The sequence below is a fragment of the Blastococcus xanthinilyticus genome (assembly GCF_008124835.1).
Lineage (GTDB): Bacteria > Actinomycetota > Actinomycetes > Mycobacteriales > Geodermatophilaceae > Blastococcus > Blastococcus xanthinilyticus.
Map to the genome: position 1 here is coordinate 263,308 of NZ_VNHW01000002.1, position 21,355 is coordinate 284,662.

The 21,355-nt window shown below is 73.9% G+C and carries 20 protein-coding genes; 13 read left to right on the forward strand and 7 right to left on the reverse strand.

Going from position 1 to position 21,355, the window contains the following annotated elements:
* Window positions 1-15: 15 nt before the first annotated feature.
* From BD833_RS04190 to BD833_RS04235, 10 genes are all read left to right on the forward strand, one after another.
* Entirely contained in the window at window positions 16-1,596 is a 1,581-nt protein-coding gene (locus tag BD833_RS04190; protein WP_166531865.1) for an ABC transporter ATP-binding protein, read from the forward strand.
* Window positions 1,593-2,843 (forward strand): ABC transporter permease, encoded by a 1,251-nt coding sequence (locus BD833_RS04195; RefSeq protein ID WP_166531866.1) that lies wholly within the window; start codon window positions 1,593-1,595, stop codon window positions 2,841-2,843. Before BD833_RS04190 ends, BD833_RS04195 begins: the two co-directional genes overlap by 4 nt.
* The gene (locus BD833_RS04200) at window positions 2,840-4,120 is read left to right on the forward strand and encodes an ABC transporter permease (RefSeq protein ID WP_166531867.1); all 1,281 of its coding nucleotides are present in this window, start codon (window positions 2,840-2,842) and stop codon (window positions 4,118-4,120) included. The genes BD833_RS04195 and BD833_RS04200 overlap by 4 nt, the downstream gene beginning before the upstream one ends.
* The gene (locus BD833_RS04205; RefSeq protein WP_279535990.1) at window positions 4,120-4,575 is read left to right on the forward strand and encodes a cytidine deaminase; all 456 of its coding nucleotides are present in this window, start codon (window positions 4,120-4,122) and stop codon (window positions 4,573-4,575) included. The genes BD833_RS04200 and BD833_RS04205 overlap by 1 nt, the downstream gene beginning before the upstream one ends.
* Complete coding sequence (locus BD833_RS04210) at window positions 4,575-5,852, forward strand: thymidine phosphorylase (protein WP_166531868.1); 1,278 nt, start codon at window positions 4,575-4,577, stop codon at window positions 5,850-5,852. Before BD833_RS04205 ends, BD833_RS04210 begins: the two co-directional genes overlap by 1 nt.
* 127 nt (window positions 5,853-5,979) lie before the next feature.
* Window positions 5,980-6,873: an ABC transporter ATP-binding protein gene (locus tag BD833_RS04215; RefSeq protein WP_208092321.1), complete on the forward strand. Its 894-nt coding sequence runs from the start codon at window positions 5,980-5,982 to the stop codon at window positions 6,871-6,873.
* Complete coding sequence (locus BD833_RS04220) at window positions 6,870-7,664, forward strand: ABC transporter permease (RefSeq protein WP_166531869.1); 795 nt, start codon at window positions 6,870-6,872, stop codon at window positions 7,662-7,664. The genes BD833_RS04215 and BD833_RS04220 overlap by 4 nt, the downstream gene beginning before the upstream one ends.
* Window positions 7,665-7,802: 138 nt before the next feature.
* Complete coding sequence (locus BD833_RS04225) at window positions 7,803-8,873, forward strand: adenosine deaminase (protein WP_166531870.1); 1,071 nt, start codon at window positions 7,803-7,805, stop codon at window positions 8,871-8,873.
* A gap of 4 nt (window positions 8,874-8,877) precedes the next feature.
* Window positions 8,878-9,573 carry an MgtC/SapB family protein gene (locus BD833_RS04230; RefSeq protein WP_243737435.1) on the forward strand — a complete coding sequence of 232 codons (696 nt, stop codon included), beginning with the start codon at window positions 8,878-8,880 and terminating at the stop codon, window positions 9,571-9,573.
* A 257-nt stretch (window positions 9,574-9,830) separates the two neighbouring features.
* Window positions 9,831-11,372: a DEAD/DEAH box helicase gene (locus BD833_RS04235; RefSeq protein ID WP_166531871.1), complete on the forward strand. Its 1,542-nt coding sequence runs from the start codon at window positions 9,831-9,833 to the stop codon at window positions 11,370-11,372.
* Between the two features lie 104 nt (window positions 11,373-11,476).
* Here the strand turns inward: BD833_RS04235 and BD833_RS04240 are convergent, their stop codons facing one another.
* From BD833_RS04240 to deoC, 4 genes are all read right to left on the reverse strand, one after another.
* Entirely contained in the window at window positions 11,477-12,814 is a 1,338-nt protein-coding gene (locus tag BD833_RS04240; protein WP_166531872.1) for a hypothetical protein, read from the reverse strand.
* A 91-nt stretch (window positions 12,815-12,905) separates the two neighbouring features.
* Window positions 12,906-13,778 (reverse strand): aldehyde dehydrogenase family protein, encoded by an 873-nt coding sequence (locus BD833_RS04245; protein ID WP_243737436.1) that lies wholly within the window; start codon window positions 13,776-13,778, stop codon window positions 12,906-12,908.
* On the reverse strand, window positions 13,775-15,220 hold the full coding sequence (locus tag BD833_RS04250) for an aldehyde dehydrogenase family protein (RefSeq protein ID WP_166531873.1): 1,446 nt from the start codon (window positions 15,218-15,220) through the stop codon (window positions 13,775-13,777). The genes BD833_RS04245 and BD833_RS04250 overlap by 4 nt, the downstream gene beginning before the upstream one ends.
* A complete protein-coding gene (deoC, locus tag BD833_RS04255; protein ID WP_166531874.1) occupies window positions 15,220-16,215 on the reverse strand; it encodes a deoxyribose-phosphate aldolase in 996 nt (331 codons plus the stop codon). The genes BD833_RS04250 and deoC overlap by 1 nt, the downstream gene beginning before the upstream one ends.
* A 292-nt stretch (window positions 16,216-16,507) precedes the next feature.
* Here deoC and BD833_RS04260 point away from each other — a divergent pair, with 292 nt between their 5' ends.
* Window positions 16,508-17,737, forward strand: coding sequence for an HNH endonuclease signature motif containing protein (locus tag BD833_RS04260; protein ID WP_166532056.1), 1,230 nt, complete (start codon window positions 16,508-16,510; stop codon window positions 17,735-17,737).
* Window positions 17,738-17,771: 34 nt separating this feature from the next.
* Here the strand turns inward: BD833_RS04260 and BD833_RS04265 are convergent, their stop codons facing one another.
* Entirely contained in the window at window positions 17,772-18,230 is a 459-nt protein-coding gene (locus BD833_RS04265) for a GNAT family N-acetyltransferase (protein ID WP_166531875.1), read from the reverse strand.
* A gap of 173 nt (window positions 18,231-18,403) precedes the next feature.
* Here BD833_RS04265 and upp point away from each other — a divergent pair, with 173 nt between their 5' ends.
* Both upp and BD833_RS04275 read left to right on the forward strand, forming a co-directional pair.
* Complete coding sequence (gene upp, locus BD833_RS04270) at window positions 18,404-19,027, forward strand: uracil phosphoribosyltransferase (RefSeq protein ID WP_166531876.1); 624 nt, start codon at window positions 18,404-18,406, stop codon at window positions 19,025-19,027.
* 2 nt (window positions 19,028-19,029) lie between these two features.
* Complete coding sequence (locus BD833_RS04275) at window positions 19,030-19,920, forward strand: Gfo/Idh/MocA family protein (RefSeq protein ID WP_166531877.1); 891 nt, start codon at window positions 19,030-19,032, stop codon at window positions 19,918-19,920.
* Between the two features lie 6 nt (window positions 19,921-19,926).
* On the opposite strand, the gene BD833_RS04280 is transcribed toward BD833_RS04275, so the two are convergent.
* Window positions 19,927-20,493 (reverse strand): dihydrofolate reductase family protein, encoded by a 567-nt coding sequence (locus BD833_RS04280; RefSeq protein WP_166531878.1) that lies wholly within the window; start codon window positions 20,491-20,493, stop codon window positions 19,927-19,929.
* 75 nt (window positions 20,494-20,568) lie between these two features.
* The gene (locus tag BD833_RS04285) at window positions 20,569-21,321 is read right to left on the reverse strand and encodes an acyltransferase (RefSeq protein WP_166531879.1); all 753 of its coding nucleotides are present in this window, start codon (window positions 21,319-21,321) and stop codon (window positions 20,569-20,571) included.
* Window positions 21,322-21,355: the final 34 nt, after the last annotated feature.

Genomic DNA, 21,355 nt, shown 5'->3' on the forward strand with positions numbered 1-21,355 from the left:
AGGGAGAGGCCCACCATGGCCGCAACAGGAGCGCCCGGCGCGACCGCGCCGGGCGCGGGCGCGGGGCCCGGGGACGCCCCGTACGCGGTGGAGCTGCGCGGCATCACCAAGCGCTTCCCCGGCGTGGTCGCCAACAAGGACATCGAGCTCCGGGTCCGCCGCGGCGAGGTGCACGCCATCGTGGGCGAGAACGGCGCCGGCAAGTCCACGCTGATGAAGACCCTCTACGGCATGCACCGCCCGGACGAGGGCCAGATCCTGCTGGGCGGGCGGGAGGTCCGCTTCCGCAGCCCGGCCGACGCCATCGAGGCCGGGATCGGCATGGTGCACCAGCACTTCATGCTGGCCGACAACTTCACCGTGCTCGAGAACATCGTCCTGGGCAGCGAGCCGACCAAGGCCGGCCGGCTGGACCGGGCCGAGGCCCGCCGCCGGATCCGGGAGATCTCCTCGCGCTACGCGCTCAACCTGGAGCCCGACGTGCTCGTCGAGGCGCTCGGGGTCGGCGACCGGCAGCGGGTGGAGATCGCCAAGGTGCTCTACCGGGGCGCGACCACGCTGATCCTCGACGAGCCGACCGCCGTCCTGGTGCCGCAGGAGGTCGACGAGCTGTTCGGCAACCTCGCCGAGCTCACCCGCGAGGGCCTCACCGTCATCTTCATCTCGCACAAGCTGGACGAGGTCCGCAAGGTCGCCGACGCCATCACGGTGATCCGCCGGGGCACCACGGTCGGGGAGGCCGACCCCAAGACCACCACCAGCCACCAGCTGGCCGAGCTCATGGTCGGCTCAGAGCTGCCCTCCCCGGAGACGCGCGCCTCCACGGTGCGCGAGCGCCCGGTGCTGCAGGTGCGCGACCTCACCGTCGCCTCGTCCGCCGGGCGCCCGGTCGTCGACGGCGTCACCCTGACCGTCCGGGAGGGCGAGGTCGTCGGCATCGCCGGCGTCGAGGGCAACGGCCAGGCCGAGCTCGTCGACGCGATCATGGGCCTGCGCTCGCCGGCCGGGGGCACCCTGCTGCTCGGCGACGACGACGTCACCGGCTGGACCACCCGGGCCCGCCGCGAGGCCGGCATCGGGTTCATCCCCGAGGACCGCCACCGCCAGGGCATGCTCCTGGACGCGACGCTCTGGGAGAACCGGATCCTCGGTCACCAGACCCGGCCGCCGGCGGTGAAGGGGCCGTTCATCGACCGCCGCGGGGCCCGCACGGACACCGCGCGGATCATGCGCGAGTACGACGTCCGCGCCCCCGGCCCGGACACCCTCGCCGTCGCCCTGTCCGGCGGCAACCAGCAGAAGCTGATCGTCGGCCGCGAGATGAGCGCCGCGCCGCGGCTGCTCGTGGCCGCCCACCCGACCCGCGGCGTCGACGTCGGCGCCCAGGCGGTCATCTGGGAACTGCTCAAGGACGCCCGCGCGGAAGGGATGGGGATCCTGCTGATCTCGGCCGACCTCGACGAGCTGATCGGCCTCTCCGACACGCTCCAGGTCATGCTCCGCGGCCGGCTGGTCGCCACCCTCGACCCTTCGGACGTCACGCCCGAGGCGCTCGGTGGTCACATGACCGGCGCCCGCGCGGGAGGCGCGGCGTGAGCGCGCTCCGACGGCTCGGGCCCACCGTCGGTGTCCCGGTGTTCGCCGTCCTGGTGGCGGTCGTCATCTCCGGCCTGGTCATGGCCGCGCTGCAGGTGAACCCGTTCGAGGTCTTCCGGGTGATGTTCGACCTGGGCGACACCCCGTCGCAGCAGATGACCGCGGTCGTGGTGGTGCTCAACCGCGCCGTCCCGCTCTTCCTCGCCGGGCTCGCCGTCGCGATCGCCTTCCGGATGGGCCTGTTCAACATCGGCGTCGAGGGTCAGTACCGGCTGGCCACCATCGTCGCCGCCGCCGTCGGGGCCGCCGTGGCGCTGCCCGGGCCGCTGCACGTGCTGCTGATCATGGCGGTGGCGGTGGTGGTGGGCGCCTTCTGGGCGGGCATCGTCGCCGTCCTCAAGGTCACCCGCGGCGTGAGCGAGGTGATCAGCTCGATCATGCTGAACTTCATCGCGCTGGGGATCGCCTCCTTCCTGCTCACCGGCCCGTTCCGGGGCAGCGAGCCGGGCGCCTCGATCATCAGCACCGCCGACATCCCCGAGTCCGGCTGGATGCCGAGCCTCAACGGGATCTTCGGCGCACTCGGGCTGGCGGACCCGCCGCGCCAGCTCTACGGCTTCCTCCTGGTGGCGGTCGTCGTCGGCGTCGCGCTCGCGGTGCTGCTGAACCGCACCCGGTTCGGCTACGACCTGCGGGCCAGCGGGCTCTCGCCGTCGGCGGCCAGCGCGAGCGGGGTCAACGCCCGGGCGATGGTGCTGAAGACGATGCTGCTCTCCGGCGCCGTCGCCGGGCTCATCGGCCTGCCCGACCTGCTCGGGGACACCCGCTCGTACACCACCGACTTCACCGCCGGCCTGGGCTTCCTCGGCATCGCCGTGGCGCTGCTCGGCCGGAACAACCCGCTCGGCATCGCGTTCGCCGCGCTGCTGTTCTCCTTCCTCGACCGCGCGCTGGTGCCCCTGCAGATCGAGGGGCTGCCGGCGTCGGTCATCACGATCATCCAGGGCACGATCGTGCTCGCGGTCGTCATCGCCAACGAGGTGGCCCGGCGGATCGCCCGGCGCTCCGCCGAGCGCGGCGGGGCGGCGGCCGACGCCGCCGCCCCCGGGGACGGGAGCACGAGCACCGGGCAGTCGGCGGGGGACGTCGGCGGACCGGGCGGCACGGACGTGCAGGGCACGGGAGCCGGGGTCAGCCGCACCGCCGGCGCCGGGCAGGCCGACGACACCCGGGGAGCCGGAGCATGAGCACCACCGCCTCGACGCGCGCCACCCCGGCCGGCCGTGGGCCGCTGACCGAGTTCTTCCTGGGCGGCAGCCGCGCCCGCCGGATCACGCTGCTGCTGGTCGGGGCCTTCGTCCTGGTCTCCGCCGTGCGGGTGATCAGCGGGGAGGAGTCGCTCACCGCCTCCTCCACGATCGCCGCGGCGCTGCTGCTCGCCGTCCCCATCGGCCTGGCCGCCCTCGGCGGCCTGTTCGCCGAGCGGGCCGGCGTGGTCAACATCGGCCTCGACGGGATGATGACCCTCGGCACCTGGGGGGCCGGTTTCTGCGGCTACCAGTGGGGCTGGCAGGCCGCCATCGTCGGCGGCATGCTCTTCGGCGCCCTCGGCGGGCTGCTGCACGCCGTGGCCACCGTGACCTTCGGCGTGGACCACGTCGTCTCCGGTGTGGCGATCAACATCCTCGCTGCCGGGCTGGTGCGCTTCCTCTCCGAGCTGCTGTACAGCGACAACCCGGCCGGCGGTGGCGTCACCCAGTCGCCCGCGCTGACCAGCCGGCCACCGGAGGTCTCGCTCCCGGTGCTCTCCTCGGGGCCGGACCTGCTCGGCGACCTCGAGCGGCTGAACTGGTTCCTGCTCAGCGACGTCGCCGGCGTGCTCCGCGGCCTCACCAGCGGGGTCGGCCCCACGACCATCCTGGCCGTGCTGCTGATCCCGATCTCCTACCTGATCCTGTGGCGGACGGCGTTCGGCCTCCGGCTGCGCGCGTGCGGTGAGAACCCGGCCGCCGCGGACTCCCTGGGCGTCGCGGTCTACCGGATGAAGTACATCGCGGTGATCATCTCCGGCTCGCTGGCCGGGCTCGGCGGTGTCTTCCTGGTCTTCATCGCCGGCATCTACCGGGAGGGCCAGACCAACGGCCGCGGCTTCATCGGCCTCGCGGCGCTCATCTTCGGCAACTGGCGCCCGGGTGGCCTGGCCGCCGGCGCCGGGCTGTTCGGCTTCGCCGACGCGCTGCAGCTGCGCAGCCGCAGCGCGGTGGTGGCGCTGTTCCTGCTGCTGGCGGTCGTGCTGGCGGCGGTGGCCGTGTGGCAGGCCACCCGGCGCAAGCTGCTCCAGGCGGTGACGGCCGCGGTGTTCGCCGGCATCACGTTGACGGGCTTCCTGACGATCGACGAGCTGGCGCCGGGCCTGGTCTCCTTCACCCCGCACCTGACCACCCTGCTGGTGCTCTCGCTGGCCTCCCAGCGATTGCGCATGCCCAAGGCCGACGGCCTGGTGTACCGACGAGGAGAGCACTAGTGACCGCTGTGCCCGAGCCCGACTGGGAGGGCCTGCGCACCGCGGCCCGCGAGGCGATGACCCACGCCTATGCGCCCTACTCGCGGTTCCCGGTGGGCGTCGCCGGGCTGGTGGACGACGGCCGCGTCGTCACCGGCTGCAACGTGGAGAACGCCTCCTACGGGCTGGGCCTGTGCGCCGAGTGCGGGATGGTCAGCGACCTGGCCCGCACCGGCGGCGGCCGGCTGGTCGCGGTGGCCTGCGTCGGTGGCGACGGGCAGCCGCTGATGCCGTGCGGCCGGTGCCGCCAGCTGCTGTGGGAGCACGGGGGTGCGGACATGCTCATCGAGACGGTCTCGCTCGGCATCGTGCCGATGCGCGAGGTGCTGCCGGACGCCTTCGGCCCCGACGACCTCACGGCTGCCGCCACGCGGTCGGCCGGTGGCACGGCTGCCGCCGAGCGGGGGCAGGGCTGATGGCCGGGCACGACGCGATCGACGTCATCCGGGCCAAGCGGGACGGGTCCGAGCTCACGGCCGACCAGATCGGCTGGGTCATCGGCGCCTACACCGGTGGTGCGGTCCCCGACGAGCAGATGAGCGCCCTGCTCATGGCGATCTTCTTCCGGGGCATGTCACCGGACGAGCTCGCCGCCTGGACGCAGGCGATGATCGACTCCGGCGAGCGCAAGGACCTCTCCGCGCTGGGCCGGCCGACCGCCGACAAGCACTCCACGGGGGGAGTGGGCGACAAGATCACCCTTCCGCTGGCGCCGCTGGTCGCCGCCTGCGGGGTGGCCGTGCCGCAGCTGTCGGGCCGGGGGCTCGGGCACACCGGGGGCACGCTGGACAAGCTCGAGTCGATCCCCGGCTGGCAGGCCGACGTGCACGAGGATGCCTACCTCCGCCAGCTGCGCGAGGTCGGGGCGGTCATCTGCGCAGCCGGTCACGACCTCGCGCCGGCCGACAAGCTCCTCTACGCGCTGCGCGACGTCACCGGCACGGTGGAGTCCATCCCGCTGATCGCCAGCTCGATCATGAGCAAGAAGATCGCCGAGGGCGCCGACGCGCTGGTTCTCGACGTGAAGACCGGCTCGGGGGCGTTCATGAAGAACGCCGACGACGCCCGGACCCTGGCCCGCACGATGGTCGGGCTGGGCGAGGCCGCCGGCGTGCGCACCGTCGCGCTGGTGACGGCCATGGACCGGCCGCTGGGCCGCACCGCGGGCAACGCCGTCGAGGTCGCCGAGTCGGTGGAGGTGCTCGCCGGCGGTGGCCCCGCCGACGTCGTGGAGCTGACCCTCGCGCTGGCCCGGGAGATGCTGGCCGGCGCCGGCCGGGGCGACGTCGACCCCGCCGACGCGCTCCGCGACGGCCGGGCGATGGACGTCTGGCGCCGGATGATCGCCGCCCAGGGCGGCGACCCGGACGCGCCGCTGCCGCAGCCGGCCGAGCGGCACGTCGTGACCGCACCGGCCACCGGCACCCTGACCCGGCTGGACTCCTACGCCCTCGGGGTGGCCGCCTGGCGCCTCGGCGCCGGGCGCGCCCGCAAGGAGGACCCGGTGCAGGCCGCCGCCGGCGTCACCTGGACCGCCGGTGTGGGGGAGCGGGTGACCGCGGGTCAGCCGCTGCTGGAGCTGCAGACCGACGACGCCGGCCGCATCCCGCGGGCGCTGGAGGCGCTCGAGGGCGCCATCGGCATCGACACCGGCGAGCAGCCCCTGCCCCTGGTCCTCGACCGCATCGAATGACACCGCGACCCTCCGGGCCGCACCGCCACCAGGAGCCGTCCCCCACCGCCGCGGAGCCGCTGCGTCACCCCTGCGCGGACCCCTCCGGGGCCCACTCGGCGCGACAGGGCAGGGAGACTGTCTTCTCGTGATCCGATCGACGGCGGCGGCGTCCCCGCAGCACTCCTCCCCGCCCGATCCCGAGGCCGCCATCTCCATCCGCGGCCTGGTCAAGCGATACGGCGACCGCGCCGTCGTCGACGGTCTGGACCTGGACATCCACCGGGGCGAGATCTTCGCGCTGCTCGGCCCCAACGGGGCCGGCAAGACCACCACCGTGGAGATCTGCGAGGGCTACCGCGACCGGGACGGCGGCGAGGTGCGCGTGCTCGGGGTGGACCCGGCGAAGGGCGGGCGGAGCTGGAAGGCCGATCTGGGCATCGTGCTCCAGTCCGGCGCCGGCGACAGCCAGCTGTCGGTGCGCGAGCTGCTGACCGCGCAGGCGTCCTACTTCGCCGACCCGCGCGACCCCGACGAGGTGCTCGAACTGGTCGGGCTGACCGACAAGGCCGGTGCCCGCGGGCGCACGCTCTCGGGCGGGCAGCGCCGCCGGCTGGACGTGGCGCTGGGCATCGTCGGCCGGCCCCGGCTGCTGTTCCTCGACGAGCCGACCACCGGGTTCGACCCGGAGGCGCGCCGCCAGTTCTGGGCGCTGATCCGCTCGCTGCGGGAGCTCGGCACCACGATGCTGCTGACCACCCACTACCTGGACGAGGCCGAGGAGCTGGCCGACCGGGTGGGCGTCATCGCGCGCGGGCAGCTGGCCGAGGTCGCCGTCCCGACGGCGCTGGGTGGGCGGGGCACCGCCCCGGCGGTGGTCAGCTGGACCGAGGACGGCGTCCGGCGGCACGCCGAGACCGCCACCCCCACGGCCTTCGTCGCCGAGCTCGCCGCGCACTTCCCCGGTGAGGTGCCCGACCTCGCGGTGAGCCGGCCCAGCCTGGAGGACGTCTACCTCACGATGATCGGGGACGGGTCGTGACCACCGCGCTGCCGTCGCTGGGCCGGGTCTCCCGCACCCGGGCCGGCGTCGAGCTCAAGGAGTTCTTCCGGCAGCGGGAGTCGGTCGTGTTCACCCTGCTGTTCCCGGTCATCCTGCTGCTGGGCCTGGGCGCGGTGCTCGACTACGACCTCGGCTCCGGCGTCGACTTCCCGCAGTACTTCATGGCCGGGGTGATCGCCGCCGGCATCGTCGGGGCCAGCCTGCAGAACATGGCCATCCACATCGCCGGCGAGCGCTCCGACGGCACGCTCAAGGCCCTGGCCGGCAGCCCCATGCCCAAGACCGCCTACTTCGTGGGCAAGGTGGTGCAGGTCGTCGCGGTCACCGCCGCCACGATCGCGATCCTGCTGCTGGTGGGCGTGCTGGTCTTCGGCATCGACCTCCCGTCGGGCACGGACTGGCTGACCTTCGCCTGGGTCACCGTCCTGGGCGCGGCCGCCTGCACGCTGCTCGGCATCGCGGTCTCCTCGCTCGCCCGCAACGCGCGCTCCGCGTCGGCCACGATCACGCCGATCGCCCTCGTGCTGGAGTTCATCTCCGGCGTCTTCATGCCCTTCGACCAGGTGCCCGGCTGGCTGCAGGACGTCGCCGCGGTCTTCCCGGTCAAGTGGCTGGCGCAGGGCCTGCGGTCGGTGTTCCTGCCCGACTCCCTCGCCGCGAGCGAGCCGGCCGGCTCCTGGGAGCTGGGCACCGTCGCCGTCGTCCTGTCCGTCTGGTGCGTCGCGGGCCTCTTCCTCTGCGCGGCCACCTTCCGCTGGCAGGACCGATGACGGTGACACCGCGGTCCTCCGGACCGCACCGCGGCCAGGTGCCGTCCCGGCTGCGATGAGCCCCTTCGTCGTCCCTGCGCGGAGGCCTCCGGCCCCCACTCGGGACGACACGGATCGGCGGGTCGGTAGCTTTCCCGTGTGCCTGCTCCGCTGAACTCCGCCAACGTCCGTCGCGCCCCCAAGGTGCTTCTGCACGACCACCTGGACGGCGGGCTGCGGCCGCAGACCGTGCTCGAGCTGGCCGACGAGATCGGTTACCGCGAGCTCCCCGCGTCCGACGCCGAGAGCCTGGGCCGCTGGTTCCGGGAGGCCGCGGACTCCGGGTCGCTGGTGCAGTACCTGGAGACGTTCGCGCACACCGTCGGGGTCATGCAGACCCCCGACGCGGTGCAGCGGGTGGCCCGCGAGTGCGCGCTGGACCTCGCCGCCGACGGCGTCGTGTACGCCGAGGTGCGCATGGCCCCCGAGCTGCTGGCCGGGATGCCGCTGGAGACGGCCGTCGAGGCGATGCTCGACGGGTACGCCCAGGGCACCCGGGAGGCCGCCGCGGCGGGCACCCCGATCCGCGTCGGCACGCTCCTGTGCGCCATGCGCCAGGCCGACCGCTGGGACGAGATCGCGGAGCTGGTGGTGCGCTACCGCGACGCCGGCGTGGTCGGCTTCGACCTGGCCGGGCCGGAGATCGGCTTCCCGCCGGACCGCCTCCCCTCGGCGCTGGCGATCCTCGACCGCGGGCACGCCCACCGGACGATCCACGCCGGTGAGGCCGCGGGCATCGACAGCATCGCCGCGGCCCTGGAGGGTGCCGGGGCCGAGCGGCTCGGCCACGGCGTGCGGATCGCCGACGAGGTCGGGGAGGACGGGGCACTGGGTCCGGTGGCGCAGCGGGTGCGCGACGAGCGGGTGCCGCTCGAGATCGCCCCGTCGTCGAACGTGCAGACCGGCGCCTACCCGTCGCTGGCCGCCCACCCGGTGGACCGGCTGCACCGCCTCGGCTTCACCGTCACCCTGAACACCGACAACCGGCTGATGAGCGGGGTCTCGGTGACCAGCGAGGTCACCGACGTCGCGACGACGTTCGGCTGGAGCTGGCAGGACGTGCAGACGGTGACCGAGCGCGCCCTCGCCGCGGCGTTCCTGGACGAGGGGGAGCGGCAGCGGCTGCTCGACGACGTCGTCTGGCCGGGGTACGCGGCGCTCGGGAGCTGACACGGTGCTGCTGCTGCTCGACGCTCCGGCCGGCCAGAGCTGGGCGCAGCTGGGCCACCTCGGGCTGGCCTTCGTCCTGTCGGCGCTGATCGGCTTCGAGCGGGAGCTGCGGCAGAAGGCGGCGGGGCTGCGGACCCTCACTGTCGTGGGCTTCGCCGCGGCGCTGTTCATGGTGATCAGCCAGGCGGAGTTCGGCGACTCCCGCGTGGCGGCCCAGGTGGTCTCCGGGCTGGGCTTCATCGGCGGCGGCCTGATCTTCGTGCGCCGCGACGCCGTCCGCGGGCTGACCACGGCCGCCGTCGTCTGGCTGACCGCCGCCGTCGGCATGGCGGCGGGGGCGGGGCTGTGGCTGTTCGCGATCGCCGCGACGGCGGCGCACTTCCTCGTCGCCTACGGGTTCACCCCGCTCGCCCACCGGCTGTCCGGCCGGACGACCCGGGTGCACTCCCTGACGCTGACCTACCGGGACGGCGAAGGGGTGCTGCGCCGGGCGCTCGCGGAGTGCACCGAGCGCGGGTTCACCGTGCGCGACCTGGCCACCGCCGCCGGGGACGGCGGGGACGGCACTGCCGCCCGGCAGGCGACCGTGCGGCTCTCGGTGGAGGGCGCCGGCCCGGTGACCGGGCTCGCGGCCTGGCTCGCCGACCTGGACGGCGTGCTGGCCGTCACCGCCGGTGACCCCGACGAAGAGGCCGACTGAGCAAGCCCGCGGCGGGGCCGGGTGGGCGCCGTCACCCCCGGACGCGGGAACAGCATCGCGATCTTCGCTGCTAACCTGGGCGTACCGGCACAAGGCCGGTCATCCTCCCGGACGGTTTGTCCGGGCACGAGCGCATCCGTGCAGATCCCGCGTTCCATCCCTGGGCGCCACGATCGCCAAGTGAGGACGCCGGTACGTGACGGTGCTCCTCCTCTTTCACGGGACGCGCTCCGAGCAGTATCGGAGCCCCACCCCGCATGTCTTTGGTCCACCCTGCCGCGTTCGAGTCCTCCGCGACCGAGAACGCTGTCGAGAACACCACTGAAAACATCAACCGAAACACGGTCGAGGCTCCTGCGGCGGCGGACGCCGCCGAGGCGCCGGCCGGCCCCACCTTCGGCCAGCTGGGCCTGCCCCAGCAGCTGGTGACCGCGCTCGAGCGGCGCGGCATCCACCGCCCCTTCGCCATCCAGACCTCCGCCCTGCCCGACGCGCTCGCCGGGCGCGACGTGCTCGGCAAGGCCGCCACGGGCTCGGGCAAGACCCTCGCCTTCGGCCTGCCGCTGCTCGCCCGCATCGGCGCCGAGGTCAAGCACGGCCGGCGGGCCCCCCGCGGCCTGGTGCTCGTGCCCACCCGTGAGCTCGCCCAGCAGGTGCACGACAACCTCGCCCCGCTCGGGCAGGCGACCGGCGTGCAGCTGGCCACCGTGTACGGCGGTGCGCCCATGTACCGCCAGATCCAGCAGCTGCGCCGTGGCGTCGACGTCGTCATCGCCACCCCGGGCCGGCTGCAGGACCTGATCAGCCAGGGTGAGTGCACCCTGGCCGAGGTTGTCGTCACCGTCCTCGACGAGGCCGATTTCATGGCCGACCTGGGCTTCCTCCCGGTCGTCAAGGAGCTGCTCGACCAGACCGACCGCAAGGCCCAGCGCCTGCTGTTCTCGGCGACGCTGGACGGCGAGGTCGACTCGCTGGTCCGCCGCTACCTCAAGGACCCGGCCCGGCACGAGGTCAAGCGGGCCGGCGATGACGCCCCGCCGGCCGAGCACCTGGCCTTCACCCTCGCCTTCCGCGACAAGCTGCAGGTGGCCACCGAGCTGGCCGCCCGCCCGGGGCGGACGATCATCTTCGCCCGCACCCAGCTGGGCGTGGACCGGCTGGCCGAGAACCTGCAGGCCGCCGGCATCAAGGCCGAGGCCATCCACGGCGGTCTGCCCCAGTCCGCGCGCAAGCGCGCGCTGGAGGAGTTCACCGACGCCCGGTCGCCGGTGCTCGTCGCCACGGACGTCGCCGCGCGCGGCATCCACGTCGACGACGTCTCGCTGGTCCTGCACTACGACCCGCCGACGGACGCCAAGACCTACCTGCACCGTTCGGGCCGCACCGCCCGCGCCGGCGCCGCCGGCGTCGTGGTCTCGCTCCTGCTGCCCGACCAGGTGGGGCAGGCCAAGCGCCGGTTCCGCACCGCGAAGGTCGACCCGCCGCTGGACCGCACCCGGCCCGGCGACAAGCCGATCATCGAGCTGGTCGCCTCCGGTGTGGCGGTGGAGCCCAAGGAGCGCACCCAGCGCGACATGCGGCGTGGTGGCGGTGGCTTCGGTGGCCGTCCCCGTCGGGACGGTGACCGCCCGACCGGTGGCTCCCGCGGTGGCCCGCGCCGCTCGTTCGGCGACAAGCCGCGGCCGGCCGGTGAGCGCTCGTCGGGGTCCTCCTACGGCGAGCGGTCCTCCGGCGGCTCGTACGGCGACCGCAGCCGCTCCGGCGGGCGGCCCGGCCGCCCGTCGCGCTACGGCAGCTGATCGACCCACCTGTTCGACGAAGCGGCCGGTCCCGGGAACTCCCGGGGCCGGCCGCTTCGTCGTTCGAGGGGGCCTGGTCTCCGGAGGGCCTGTCTCCGGACGGCCTAGTCGCGGAAGACCAGTGCCCCGCTGACCTGGGACACGACCTCGTCCCAGGCCGGGCGGAGCTGCGCGGCCTCGGCGGCGGGGAGCGCGGCGTCCGGCTCGTGGTCGGCGCGCGCCACCGTCCGGCCCAGCGGCGCCGTTGGCGCCAGCAGCTCCTCGGCCCGGCGCAGCCCGGCGTACTCGGCGAGGTCCCGCACCCCCTCCACCGGCTGCAGCAGCGCCCGGTGCGGCACCAGGCCGGCGGCGCCGTCGGCGACCTCGCCGAGCACCTCGGAGACCTCGGTGAGGTCGTAGCGGTCCTGCTCGGCGGGCAGCGGCGGGGTGTCGGTGTCGGCCACCTCCGGCCAGGAGGCGATCTCGGTGAGGTCGTGCGGCTCGCTGCCCGAGCAGAAGCGGGACAGGGCCGCGGGGGTGTCGAACACGAACACCTCGCCGTCCCGGCCGAGGAAGCGGGCGACGTCCTCGACGTAGCAGCGCAGCGTCACCCCGGCGCCCTCGGGCACGACGATCTCCACCGGCAGGATGCCGACGGCCTCCCAGAACTCCGCGGCGGCGGCGACGTCCGCGGGGGAGGCGGTGACCCGGCCGCTGCGGCCGATGGTGCGCACCCCGGCGGAGGTGGCCGAGGCGGCGGTCGCCCCGCCGGCGACGGGCGCGGGGGCCTCGTCGGCCCGGTCGTCGTCCAGCGCGGCCGGGTCGTCGTCGGACTCCGACGTCGACGGGTACTCCGCGAGCGTCGCGCTGCCGGCCCCGGTCCAGTCGAAGTGCTCGTTGAGCTCCTCGACGACGTCCTCCCACAGGTCGTCGAGGACGGTGCCGACACCGATCCAGGCGTCCTCGCCGGAGCGCCCGACGAAGGCCTCGGGGCCGAGGCCCAGGGAGCCGATCTCCGGCTTGCCGGCCAGCTCGGCGACGGCCTCGAACTCGTCGTCGTCGTCCTCGTCGCTGGTATCCAGGCACTCGGCGAGCCGGCTGACGATGTCCACCGTCGCGGCCAGCTCCTCCACGGCCCACCGGTCGGGGTCCTCGGCGGCGATGTCGTAGACGCCGTCCAGGTCGTAGCGGTGGTCGTCGTCGGGGGTCAGCTCGTCGGCGCCGAGCCCGGCGACCACCGGCCACACCGGGTGGTCGGACAGGTCGTGGTCGGTGCTGGTGCGGCAGAAGGCCGCGAGCTTGGCCGGCGTCGGGAAGAGGTGGACGGTCGCGGTGTCACCCTCGGTGGTGCCGAGGAACGCCTGCCACTCCTCGCCGTCCTCCTCCCACGGCGGAGCCCACAGGGTGTATCCGGTGCGGTCGTCGAGGGTGAGTGCGATGGGGACGATGCTGGGCCTGGCCACGACGCGATCCTGCCCGATCACCCTGGGAGCGCGCTGCCCGGTTCCCGGCGTGGCCCCCCGCGCCCTCAGGAGTTCGGGGCTCGCGAGGCGGTCAAACCCCCATCGGGTGCCAGACCGTCTTGGTCTCCAGGAACGGGGTCATGCGCGACAGGCCCGGGTCGGCGGTCCAGTCCGGCTCGGTGGCCGGCGGCCGGATGACCCGCTTGATCGTTCCGGCGGCCTCCCGCTCGAGCTCCATCGCCCGCCCGGCGGGGGCGCCGGTGAGGTCGATGGCGTCGACGTCGGCGTGCTCGGCCAGCCACGGGCCCAGCTCGCCGGCGTCCCCGGTGAGGAGGTTGACCACTCCGCCGGGGACGTCGCTGGTGGCGAGCACCTCGGCGAGGGTGACGGCCGGGATCGGCCGGTCCTTCGAGGTGACGACGACGGCGGTGCTGCCGGTCGCCAGCACCGGCGCCAGCACGCTGACCAGGCCGAGGAGGCTCGACTGCTGCGGGGCCAGCACGGCGACGACGCCGGTGGGCTCGGGCAGGCTGAAGTCGAAGTAGGGCCCGGCGACGGGGTTCGCGCTGCCGAGAACGGCGGCCAGCTTGTCGGTCCACCCGGCGTACCAGACCCAGCGGTCGATGGCGGCGTCGACGGCGGCGCGCGCCTTCGAGGCGGAGAGCCCCTCGCCGTGCGCCACCTCCTCGCAGAACTGGAGGTGCCGGCCCTCCATCACCTCGGCGACGCGGTACAGCACCTGGCCGCGGTTGTAGGCGGTCGCGGCCGACCACTTCGGGAAGGCGCCCCGGGCAGCCACGACGGCGTCCCGGGCGTCCTTGCGGCTGGCCTGCGCGACGTTGGCGAGGAAGTGCCCCTTGGCGTCGGTGGCCTCGTAGGTGCGGCCGGACTCCGAGCGCGGGAAGGCGCCGTTCACGTAGAGCTTGTAGGTCTTCCGGACGGCGAGCCGGTCGTTCCCGATCACTGGTCAGCACCCTTCAGGTAGGCGGCCAGGCCGTGCCGGCCGCCCTCGCGCCCGTACCCGGACTGCTTGTAGCCGCCGAAGGGCGACGTCGGGTCGAACTTGTTGAACGTGTTGGCCCACACGACCCCGGCGCGCAGCTGGTCGGCGATCTTCAGGATCCGCGACCCCTTCTCGCTCCAGATGCCGGCCGAGAGCCCGTAGGTGGAGTTGTTCGCCTTGGCGACGGCCTCGTCGGGGGTGCGGAACGTCAGCACGCTGAGGACCGGGCCGAACACCTCGTCGCGGGCGATGCGGTGGGCGGGGGAGACGTCGGTGAACACCGTGGGCGGGAACCAGTAGCCGCGGTCGGGCAGCTCGCAGGCCGGCTGCCAGCGCTGCGCGCCCTCGGCCTCGCCGATGTCCGACAGCTCGCGGATGCGGGCGAGCTGCTCGGCGCTGTTGATGGCGCCGATGTCGGTGTTCTTGTCCAGCGGGTCGCCGACGCGCAGCGTGCCGATGCGCCGCTGCAGGCTCGCGATCACCTCGTCGTGGATCGACTCCTGGACCAGCAGCCGGGAGCCCGCGCAGCAGACGTGGCCCTGGTTGAAGAAGATGCCCTGCACGATGCCCTCGACGGCCTGGTCGATCGGGGCGTCGTCGAAGACGATGTTCGCTGCCTTGCCACCGAGCTCCAGGGTCAGCTTCTTGCGGGTGCCCGCGACGGCCCGGGCGATCGAGCGGCCGACCTCCGTCGAGCCGGTGAACGCCACCTTGTCCACGTCGTCGTGCTCGACCACCGCCCGGCCGGTGCCGCCGGCGCCGGTGACGATGTTGACCACGCCCGGGGGCAGGTCGGCCTGCCGGCAGACCTCGGCGAACAGCAGCGCGGTGAGCGGGGTCGTCTCGGCCGGCTTGAGGACGACGGTGTTGCCGGTGGCCAGCGCCGGGGCGACCTTCCACGCCAGCATGAGCAGCGGGAAGTTCCACGGGATGACCTGACCGGCGACGCCGAGCGGCTTGGGGGCGGGGCCGAGGCCCGCGTGCTCGAGCTTGTCGGCCCAGCCGGCGTGGTAGAAGAAGTGCGCCGCCGCGAGGGGGATGTCGACGTCGCGAGATTCCCGGATCGGCTTGCCGTTGTCCAGCGACTCCAGGACGGCGAACTCCCGCGCCCGCTCCTGCAGCAGCCGGGCGATGCGGAAGAGGTACTTGCCGCGGTCGGCGGGGCGCATCGGGCCCCAGGTCTTCTCGAAGGCGCGGCGGGCCGCCCGGACGGCCCGGTCGACGTCGGCCTCGCTCGCGGCGGAGACCTCGGTGAGCACCTCCTCGGTGGCCGGGTTCACCGTCTTGAACGGCTCGCCGGTGCCGTCGACGAACTCGCCGTCGATGAACAGGCCGTAGGAGGGGGCGATGTCGACGATGGACCGCGACTCGGGGGCGGGTGCGTACTCGAAGAGGCTGGTCATCAGTCCACGCTCACGTAGTCGGGGCCGGAGTAGTGGCCGGTGCGCAGCTTCTGCCGCTGCAGCAGGAGGTCGTTGAGCAGGCTGGAGGCGCCGAACCGGAACCAGTCGGGGTCCAGCCAGTCCGGGCCCGCGGTCTCGTTGATCAGCACCAGGTGCTTGACCGCGTCCTTCGTCGTCTTGATGCCGCCGGCCGGCTTGAAGCCGACCTGGCGGCCGGTGGCGATGCGGAAGTCGCGGACCGCCTCGAGCATCACCAGGCCGACCGGCAGGGTCGCGGCGGGGGTCACCTTGCCGGTGGAGGTCTTGATGAAGTCGCCGCCGGCGAGCATCGCGATCCAGCTGGCCCGGCGCACGTTGTCCAGGGTCTTCAGCTCGCCGGTCTCGAGGATGACCTTGAGGTGCGCGTCGCCGCAGGCCTCCTTGACCGCCACGATCTCCTCGAAGACGTCGAGGTAGCGGCCGGTCAGGAAGGCGCCCCGGTCGATGACCATGTCGATCTCGTCCGCGCCGTTCTCCACGGCATCGCGGACGTCGGCGATCTTCACCGCGCGGCTGGCGCGCCCGCTCGGGAAGGCGGTGGCGACGGCGGCCACGTGGATACCGGTGCCGGCCAGCGCGTCGCGGGCCACGCCGGCGAGGTCGCCGTACACGCAGACCGCCGCGACCTTCGGGCAGGCCGGGTCCGACGGGTCGGGCTGCCTGGCCTTGGCGGCGAGGCTGCGGACCTTGCCCGGGGTGTCGGCGCCCTCGAGGGTGGTCAGGTCGACCATCGAGATGGCGGTGTCGATCGCCCACGCCTTCGACGTCGTCTTGATCGACCGGGTGCCCAGTTGGGCGACCCGGGCCTCGGCGCCCACCTGGTCGACGCCGGGCAGGCCGTGCAGGAAGCCCCGGAACGCCGAGTCGGAGCGGGTGACATCGTCGTAGGGCGGCAACGGCGCGTGCACCGCGGGGGTCGCCCCGGGCAGCGCGTCGGGGTCGAGCACGTGGGTCATGGCACCCATTCTCCACCGGGGGCCGACGACTCCCGACCCCGCTCACCCGCCGGGAGCAGGAAGGCGCACCCGCGATCGTGCCGCCCGGTGCGCCGGCTGCCCCGGCGTCGCGCCGGGCGGCCGCGGGTCGGGCCGTCGGGGTGGGCGCCGGTCACTCGGGCATCCCGGTGTCCGCGGTGGTGGTCAAGGCGTACCGATGATCTGTGGACAGGTCGCTGAGCTGGGGATTCGTGTTGTCGACGCCCGTTGCGGCCGATATCATTCGTACGTGCGTTCGAACGGTTCCCCCGCGATCAGCCGGTTGTCGGCTGCGCTGGACGAGCTGGCCGCCGAGGACCTGAGTGGGAAGTTCGGGCCGCAGCTGCTCGAGGAACTGCGGGTGCTGCTGGTGGCGCAGAACCGGCTGGCTGCCCGGGTCTCGCGGACGGTGCGCGAGTGCGAGATCACCGGCGCCGCGGAGCACGACGGGCAGAAGACGATGGCCTCGTGGCTGCGCGGGCACGCCCGGTTCTCACCGGCTGCGGCCGCGCGGGTGGTGCGCTCGGGTCGGGCGCTGGCCGAGCTGCCCGCGGTGGCCGCAGCGGCGGCATCGGGTGCGGTGACCGCGGAGGCGGTGGCGGCGATCGCGCCGGTCGCGGCGCCGGCCAACCTCGAGGCGGCGGCCGAGCAGGGCGTCGATCTGGCCGGCGTGGACGCCGCCCTGGCCGAGGTCGCCGCGGCTCGGCCGCACGCGGAGCTGCGGCAGGTGGTGGAGCACTATCTGTCCCGACTGGACCCCGACGGCACCGAGCCCGACCCGACCGAGGGCCGGTCGTTGACCTTCGCCAAGCACGCCGACGGCAGCATCAGTGGCCGGTTCGAGCTCGATGCCGTGGGTGGGGAGAAGTTGCAGGCGGCGGTGGAGTCGATCGTGCAGGCCTCCCGCCCCGCCGGGGACACCCGGACCCGCGCCCAGCAGTCGGCGGATGCGCTGGTGCAGCTGTGCGACAACCAGCTCGCCTCCGGCGGCCTGCCGACGCTGCGGACGGTGAAGCCGCACGTGGTGGTGCGCATCGACCTCGAGGACCTGGTCGACCCGTCCACGGGTCCCGGCGCGGCCCGGCTGGGCTTCGGGGCGACGATCTCCGCCGCCCGGGCCCGCTGGCTGGCGTGTGACGGCAACGTCACCCGCATCGTCATCGGCCCCGACGGCCAGCCCCTGGACCTCGGCCGCACCCACCGGGTCGTGCCCGCCCGCCTGCGGCGGGCCGTCGAGGCACGGGACGGCGGCTGCGTGTTCGCGGGTTGTGACGCCCCCGCCCACTGGTGCGACGTCCACCACGTCCTGCACTGGGCAGACGGCGGCGAGACCTCCCTGGGCAACTCAGCTCTGCTGTGCGAACGGCACCACACCAAGGTCCACCACGGCTTCCGCATCGAACGAGATCACCAGGGCCGATGGCACACCTACCGGCCCGACGGCACCGAGATCCTCGTCCTCCCACACATCACTGAGCAGCCCGCCCGCTCCCGCGCCGGCTGATCGGGAAGGGGGACAGGAGGAACGGGCGGCTGCCTCACCGCAGCTCCTTGTCGAGGTGCACCAGCTCGACTCCGGCATGCAGCTGCTCCCGGTGGCTCTCGGCATAGCCGTGCCGCCGGTAGAGCCGCAGGTTGGCCTCGCTCCGGGAACCGGTGAAGAGGGTCGCCCGGGTCATCCGGCTGCCGGCCTCCGCGGCGAGCAGCAGGCGGGTGCCGATCCCGCGACCCTGCAGGTCCGGCGCGACGACCAGCCGTCCGACGTGCAGCACGTCGTGGACCTCATTGGTGCGGACGGCGCCGACCAGCCGTCGACCTAGCCACGCGGCCAGGCAGCGGCTCCTCCCGAGCTCCTCGACCAGATCGTCCAGGGTCTGGACGAGCGCCGGGAGCCGGACGTCCTCGTAGAGCTGCGCCTCGGTGACGTACGCGGCGCGTTGCAGGGTGAGCAGTTCACCGACGGCGGTCGCCGGCAGTGGAGCGATGCGGAGATGCACGGACGGTCTCCTCGGGGAGGGTGGACCGGTCGCGCCCGGGCCCACGCGGACAGGTGGGCCGGACGACGAGCAGGGCAGCCACCTACGGGCGGCGCCACCCCGAGCACGTCGTCATGCCGGGCATCGTGCCATCGTCGGTAGGCTGGGTGCACCCGGCCGATACGGTGTCCGGCGTGCAGCTCACCGTCGTCGACCACCCGCTCGCCCGCGCCCGCCTGTCCCGCATGCGGGACGAGCGCACGGACAACGCCATGTTCCGGGCCGCCCTGCGCGAGCTCACGCAGATGCTGGTGTACGAGGCGACCCGTGACCTGCAGGTCGCCGAGGAGCCGATCACCACCCCGGTCACGGCGACCACGGGCTACCGGCTTGCCGCGCCGCCGCTGATCGTGCCGGTGCTGCGGGCGGGGCTCGGCATGGCCGACACCGCGCACGGGATGCTGCCTGAGTCGCAGATGGGCTTCGTCGGGCTGGCCCGCAACGAGGAGACCTTCCAGCCCGAGGCCTACATGGCCTCGCTGCCCGAGTCGCTGGTCGGGCGCGACGTCTTCGTGCTCGACCCCATGCTGGCCACCGGCGGCTCGCTGGTGCACTGCTGCGAGCTGCTCACCGCCCGGGGCACCACCTCGATCACCGTGCTCTGCGCCCTGGCCGCGCCCGACGGAATCCGCCGGCTGGAGGAGAGCGGGCTGCCGCTGCGGGTGTTCACCGCCAGCATCGACGAGGGGCTGAACGACAAGGCCTACATCGTCCCCGGGCTGGGCGACGCCGGCGACCGCCAGTTCGGCGCGGTCTGACCGTGCGCTTCGGGGTGCTCGGCACCGGCCACTGGGCGCAGGCCGTGCACGCGACCGCGCTCGCCGACCACCCGTCGGCGGAGCTGGTGGGCGTCTGGGGTCGGGACGTCGCCAAGGCGAAAGCGCTGGGCGCGCAGTTCGAGGTCCCCGGCTACGCCGACGTCGACGAGCTCCTCGCCGACGTCGACGCCGTCGCGATCGCCCTCCCGCCGGACGTGCAGGCGCCCCTCGCGGTCCGGGCGGCCGAGGCGGGCAGGCACCTGCTGCTGGAGAAGCCGATCGCGCTGGACGTCGCGGGCGCCGACCGGGTCGTGGCCGCCGCCCGGTCCGCCGGCGTGGCCTCCGTCGTCTTCTTCACCTTCCGCTTCCAGGCGCAGACCTCGACCTGGCTGACCCAGGCAGCGCGCACCGAGCCGGCCGGCGGCGCCGGGTCCTGGCTGTCGTCCCTGGCCGGGACCCCGTTCGCGGCCTCGCCGTGGCGGCAGGAGCGCGGCGCGCTCTGGGACATTGGCCCGCACGCCCTCTCGGTCCTCGTGCCGGCGCTCGGCCCGGTGACCGCGGTGCAGGCCGGCGCGGGCCTCCGGGACACGGTGCACCTGGTCCTCACCCACGAGTCGGGGGTCGCCTCGACGGTCACGCTGTCGCACACCGTCGCCCCGCTCTCGACCGGCATCGAGTTCTACGTCCACGGCGACGCCGGCCGCCTGGTGCTGCTGCCGGACACCGACGCGCCGGTGGACGCGTTCCGGGTCGCGGTCGACGAGCTGTCCGCCGCCGCGCTCACCGGGGGAGCGCACCCCTGCGACGTCGCGTTCGGCCGCGACGTCGTCGCCGTGCTGGCCGCCGCGGACCGGGCGCTCACCACCGGGTGCCGGGAGCCGGTCGCGGGCTGACCGCGCTCAGGGCCGCCGGACGGCATGGCGCAGCAGGACGACGCCGTTGCCGAACGGCCTGGTCTCCACGAGGTCCAGATCGGTGGGGGAGTCCGCCGTCCCGAACAGCCGCCGCCCGCCGCCGACGACCACCGGGTTGACGTAGAGCCGGTACTCGTCGATCAGGTCGAGCCGCCGGAAGGTCTCGACCACGTCGACGCCGCCGAGCGTCATGTCACCGCCCGGCTGCTGCTTCAGCGCACGCATCTCGTCGGGGTCCACCTCGGTGCGGACCGTCGCGTTCGGGCCCACCCCACGCAGGGTGCGGGAGAAGACGATCTTCGGGGTCGCCCGCCAGATGCCGGCGAACTCGTGCATGACCGGCGGGAAGTCCGGGTTCTCGTCGGCGGTCGGCCAGACCGCCTCCATCAGCTCGTAGGTCACCCGGCCCTCGAGGAACGCGCTCATGCCCGCGAGCTGCTCGTTGAAGTGCGCGTGCAGCTCGTCGTCCACCCGGTGCCAGCCGAGGTCGTGGTCCGGGCCCTCGAAGAAGCCGTCCAGCGACACCATCATGTGCACGACGATCCTGCGCATCGTTCCTCCTGGTCATCCGCCGATGTCGACGACCAGACCGGCTGAGGCCGGCGAACTCATCGCCGCGGCGGCGAATCAGGCGTTCGAGGCGTCGAACTCCGCGATCCAGCCCTGCACCACGTCCTCGGGGTAGCCCCGGTGGAAGTGGCGGCGCCACGGGTACGCCGGCCCCGACCCGTCGACCAGGTCGATGTTGCCGACCTCCCCGCGGATCTTGCCGGGCACGCCCGCGCAGATGGCGCCCGGCGGGACGTCCTGCCGCACCAGCGCGTGCGCCGCCACGAGCGAACCCTCGCCGACCCGGACGCCGGGGAGGACCACCGACGAGGTGGCCACCACGGCGAAGCGCTCGATCGTGGCCCCGACGTGGAAGCCGTCGCTGGGCGGGTGCGGGTCGTTGGTGAGCACGACGTACGGGAAGATCCAGACGAACTCCCCGACGGTCGACCCCCGGCCGATGTGCACGTTGGAGTGCAGCCGGACGTGCCGGCCGAAGGTGGCGTCGCCCTGCAGGTCGCACAGCGTGCCGATCCGGAGGTCCTCGGCCGCCTCGATGCCCTCGCGCAGGGTGACCCGGTGCCCGGTCTGCAGCTGGTCGCCGAACGTGGAGCCGGCGTAGAGGACGCTGTGCGACCGGATCAGCGCGCCCGCGCCGACCCGCAGGGGACCGACGTCACCGGCGGCGGCCGGGTGCCCCAGCTCGCAGTGCGACCCGACGACGGTGCCCGCACCGAGCTCGACGTCGGCGTGCACGATCGAGAACGGCCCGATCTCGACCCCCTCGCCGAGTCGGGCAGCCGGATCGACGATGGCGGTCGGATGGATCATGCGGCGAATCTACCGGGGGGACGGCGGGGGCGCG

Coding starts and splice junctions, on each gene's coding strand:
- BD833_RS04210 (WP_166531868.1), top strand. CDS start 4,575: ATGGCCGGGCACGACGCGATCGACGTCATCCGGGCCAAGCGGGACGGG.
- BD833_RS04285 (WP_166531879.1), bottom strand. CDS start 21,321: ATGATCCATCCGACCGCCATCGTCGATCCGGCTGCCCGACTCGGCGAG.
- BD833_RS04235 (WP_166531871.1), top strand. CDS start 9,831: ATGTCTTTGGTCCACCCTGCCGCGTTCGAGTCCTCCGCGACCGAGAAC.
- BD833_RS04250 (WP_166531873.1), bottom strand. CDS start 15,220: ATGACCAGCCTCTTCGAGTACGCACCCGCCCCCGAGTCGCGGTCCATC.
- deoC (WP_166531874.1), bottom strand. CDS start 16,215: ATGACCCACGTGCTCGACCCCGACGCGCTGCCCGGGGCGACCCCCGCG.
- BD833_RS04200 (WP_166531867.1), top strand. CDS start 2,840: ATGAGCACCACCGCCTCGACGCGCGCCACCCCGGCCGGCCGTGGGCCG.
- BD833_RS04190 (WP_166531865.1), top strand. CDS start 16: ATGGCCGCAACAGGAGCGCCCGGCGCGACCGCGCCGGGCGCGGGCGCG.
- BD833_RS04280 (WP_166531878.1), bottom strand. CDS start 20,493: ATGCGCAGGATCGTCGTGCACATGATGGTGTCGCTGGACGGCTTCTTC.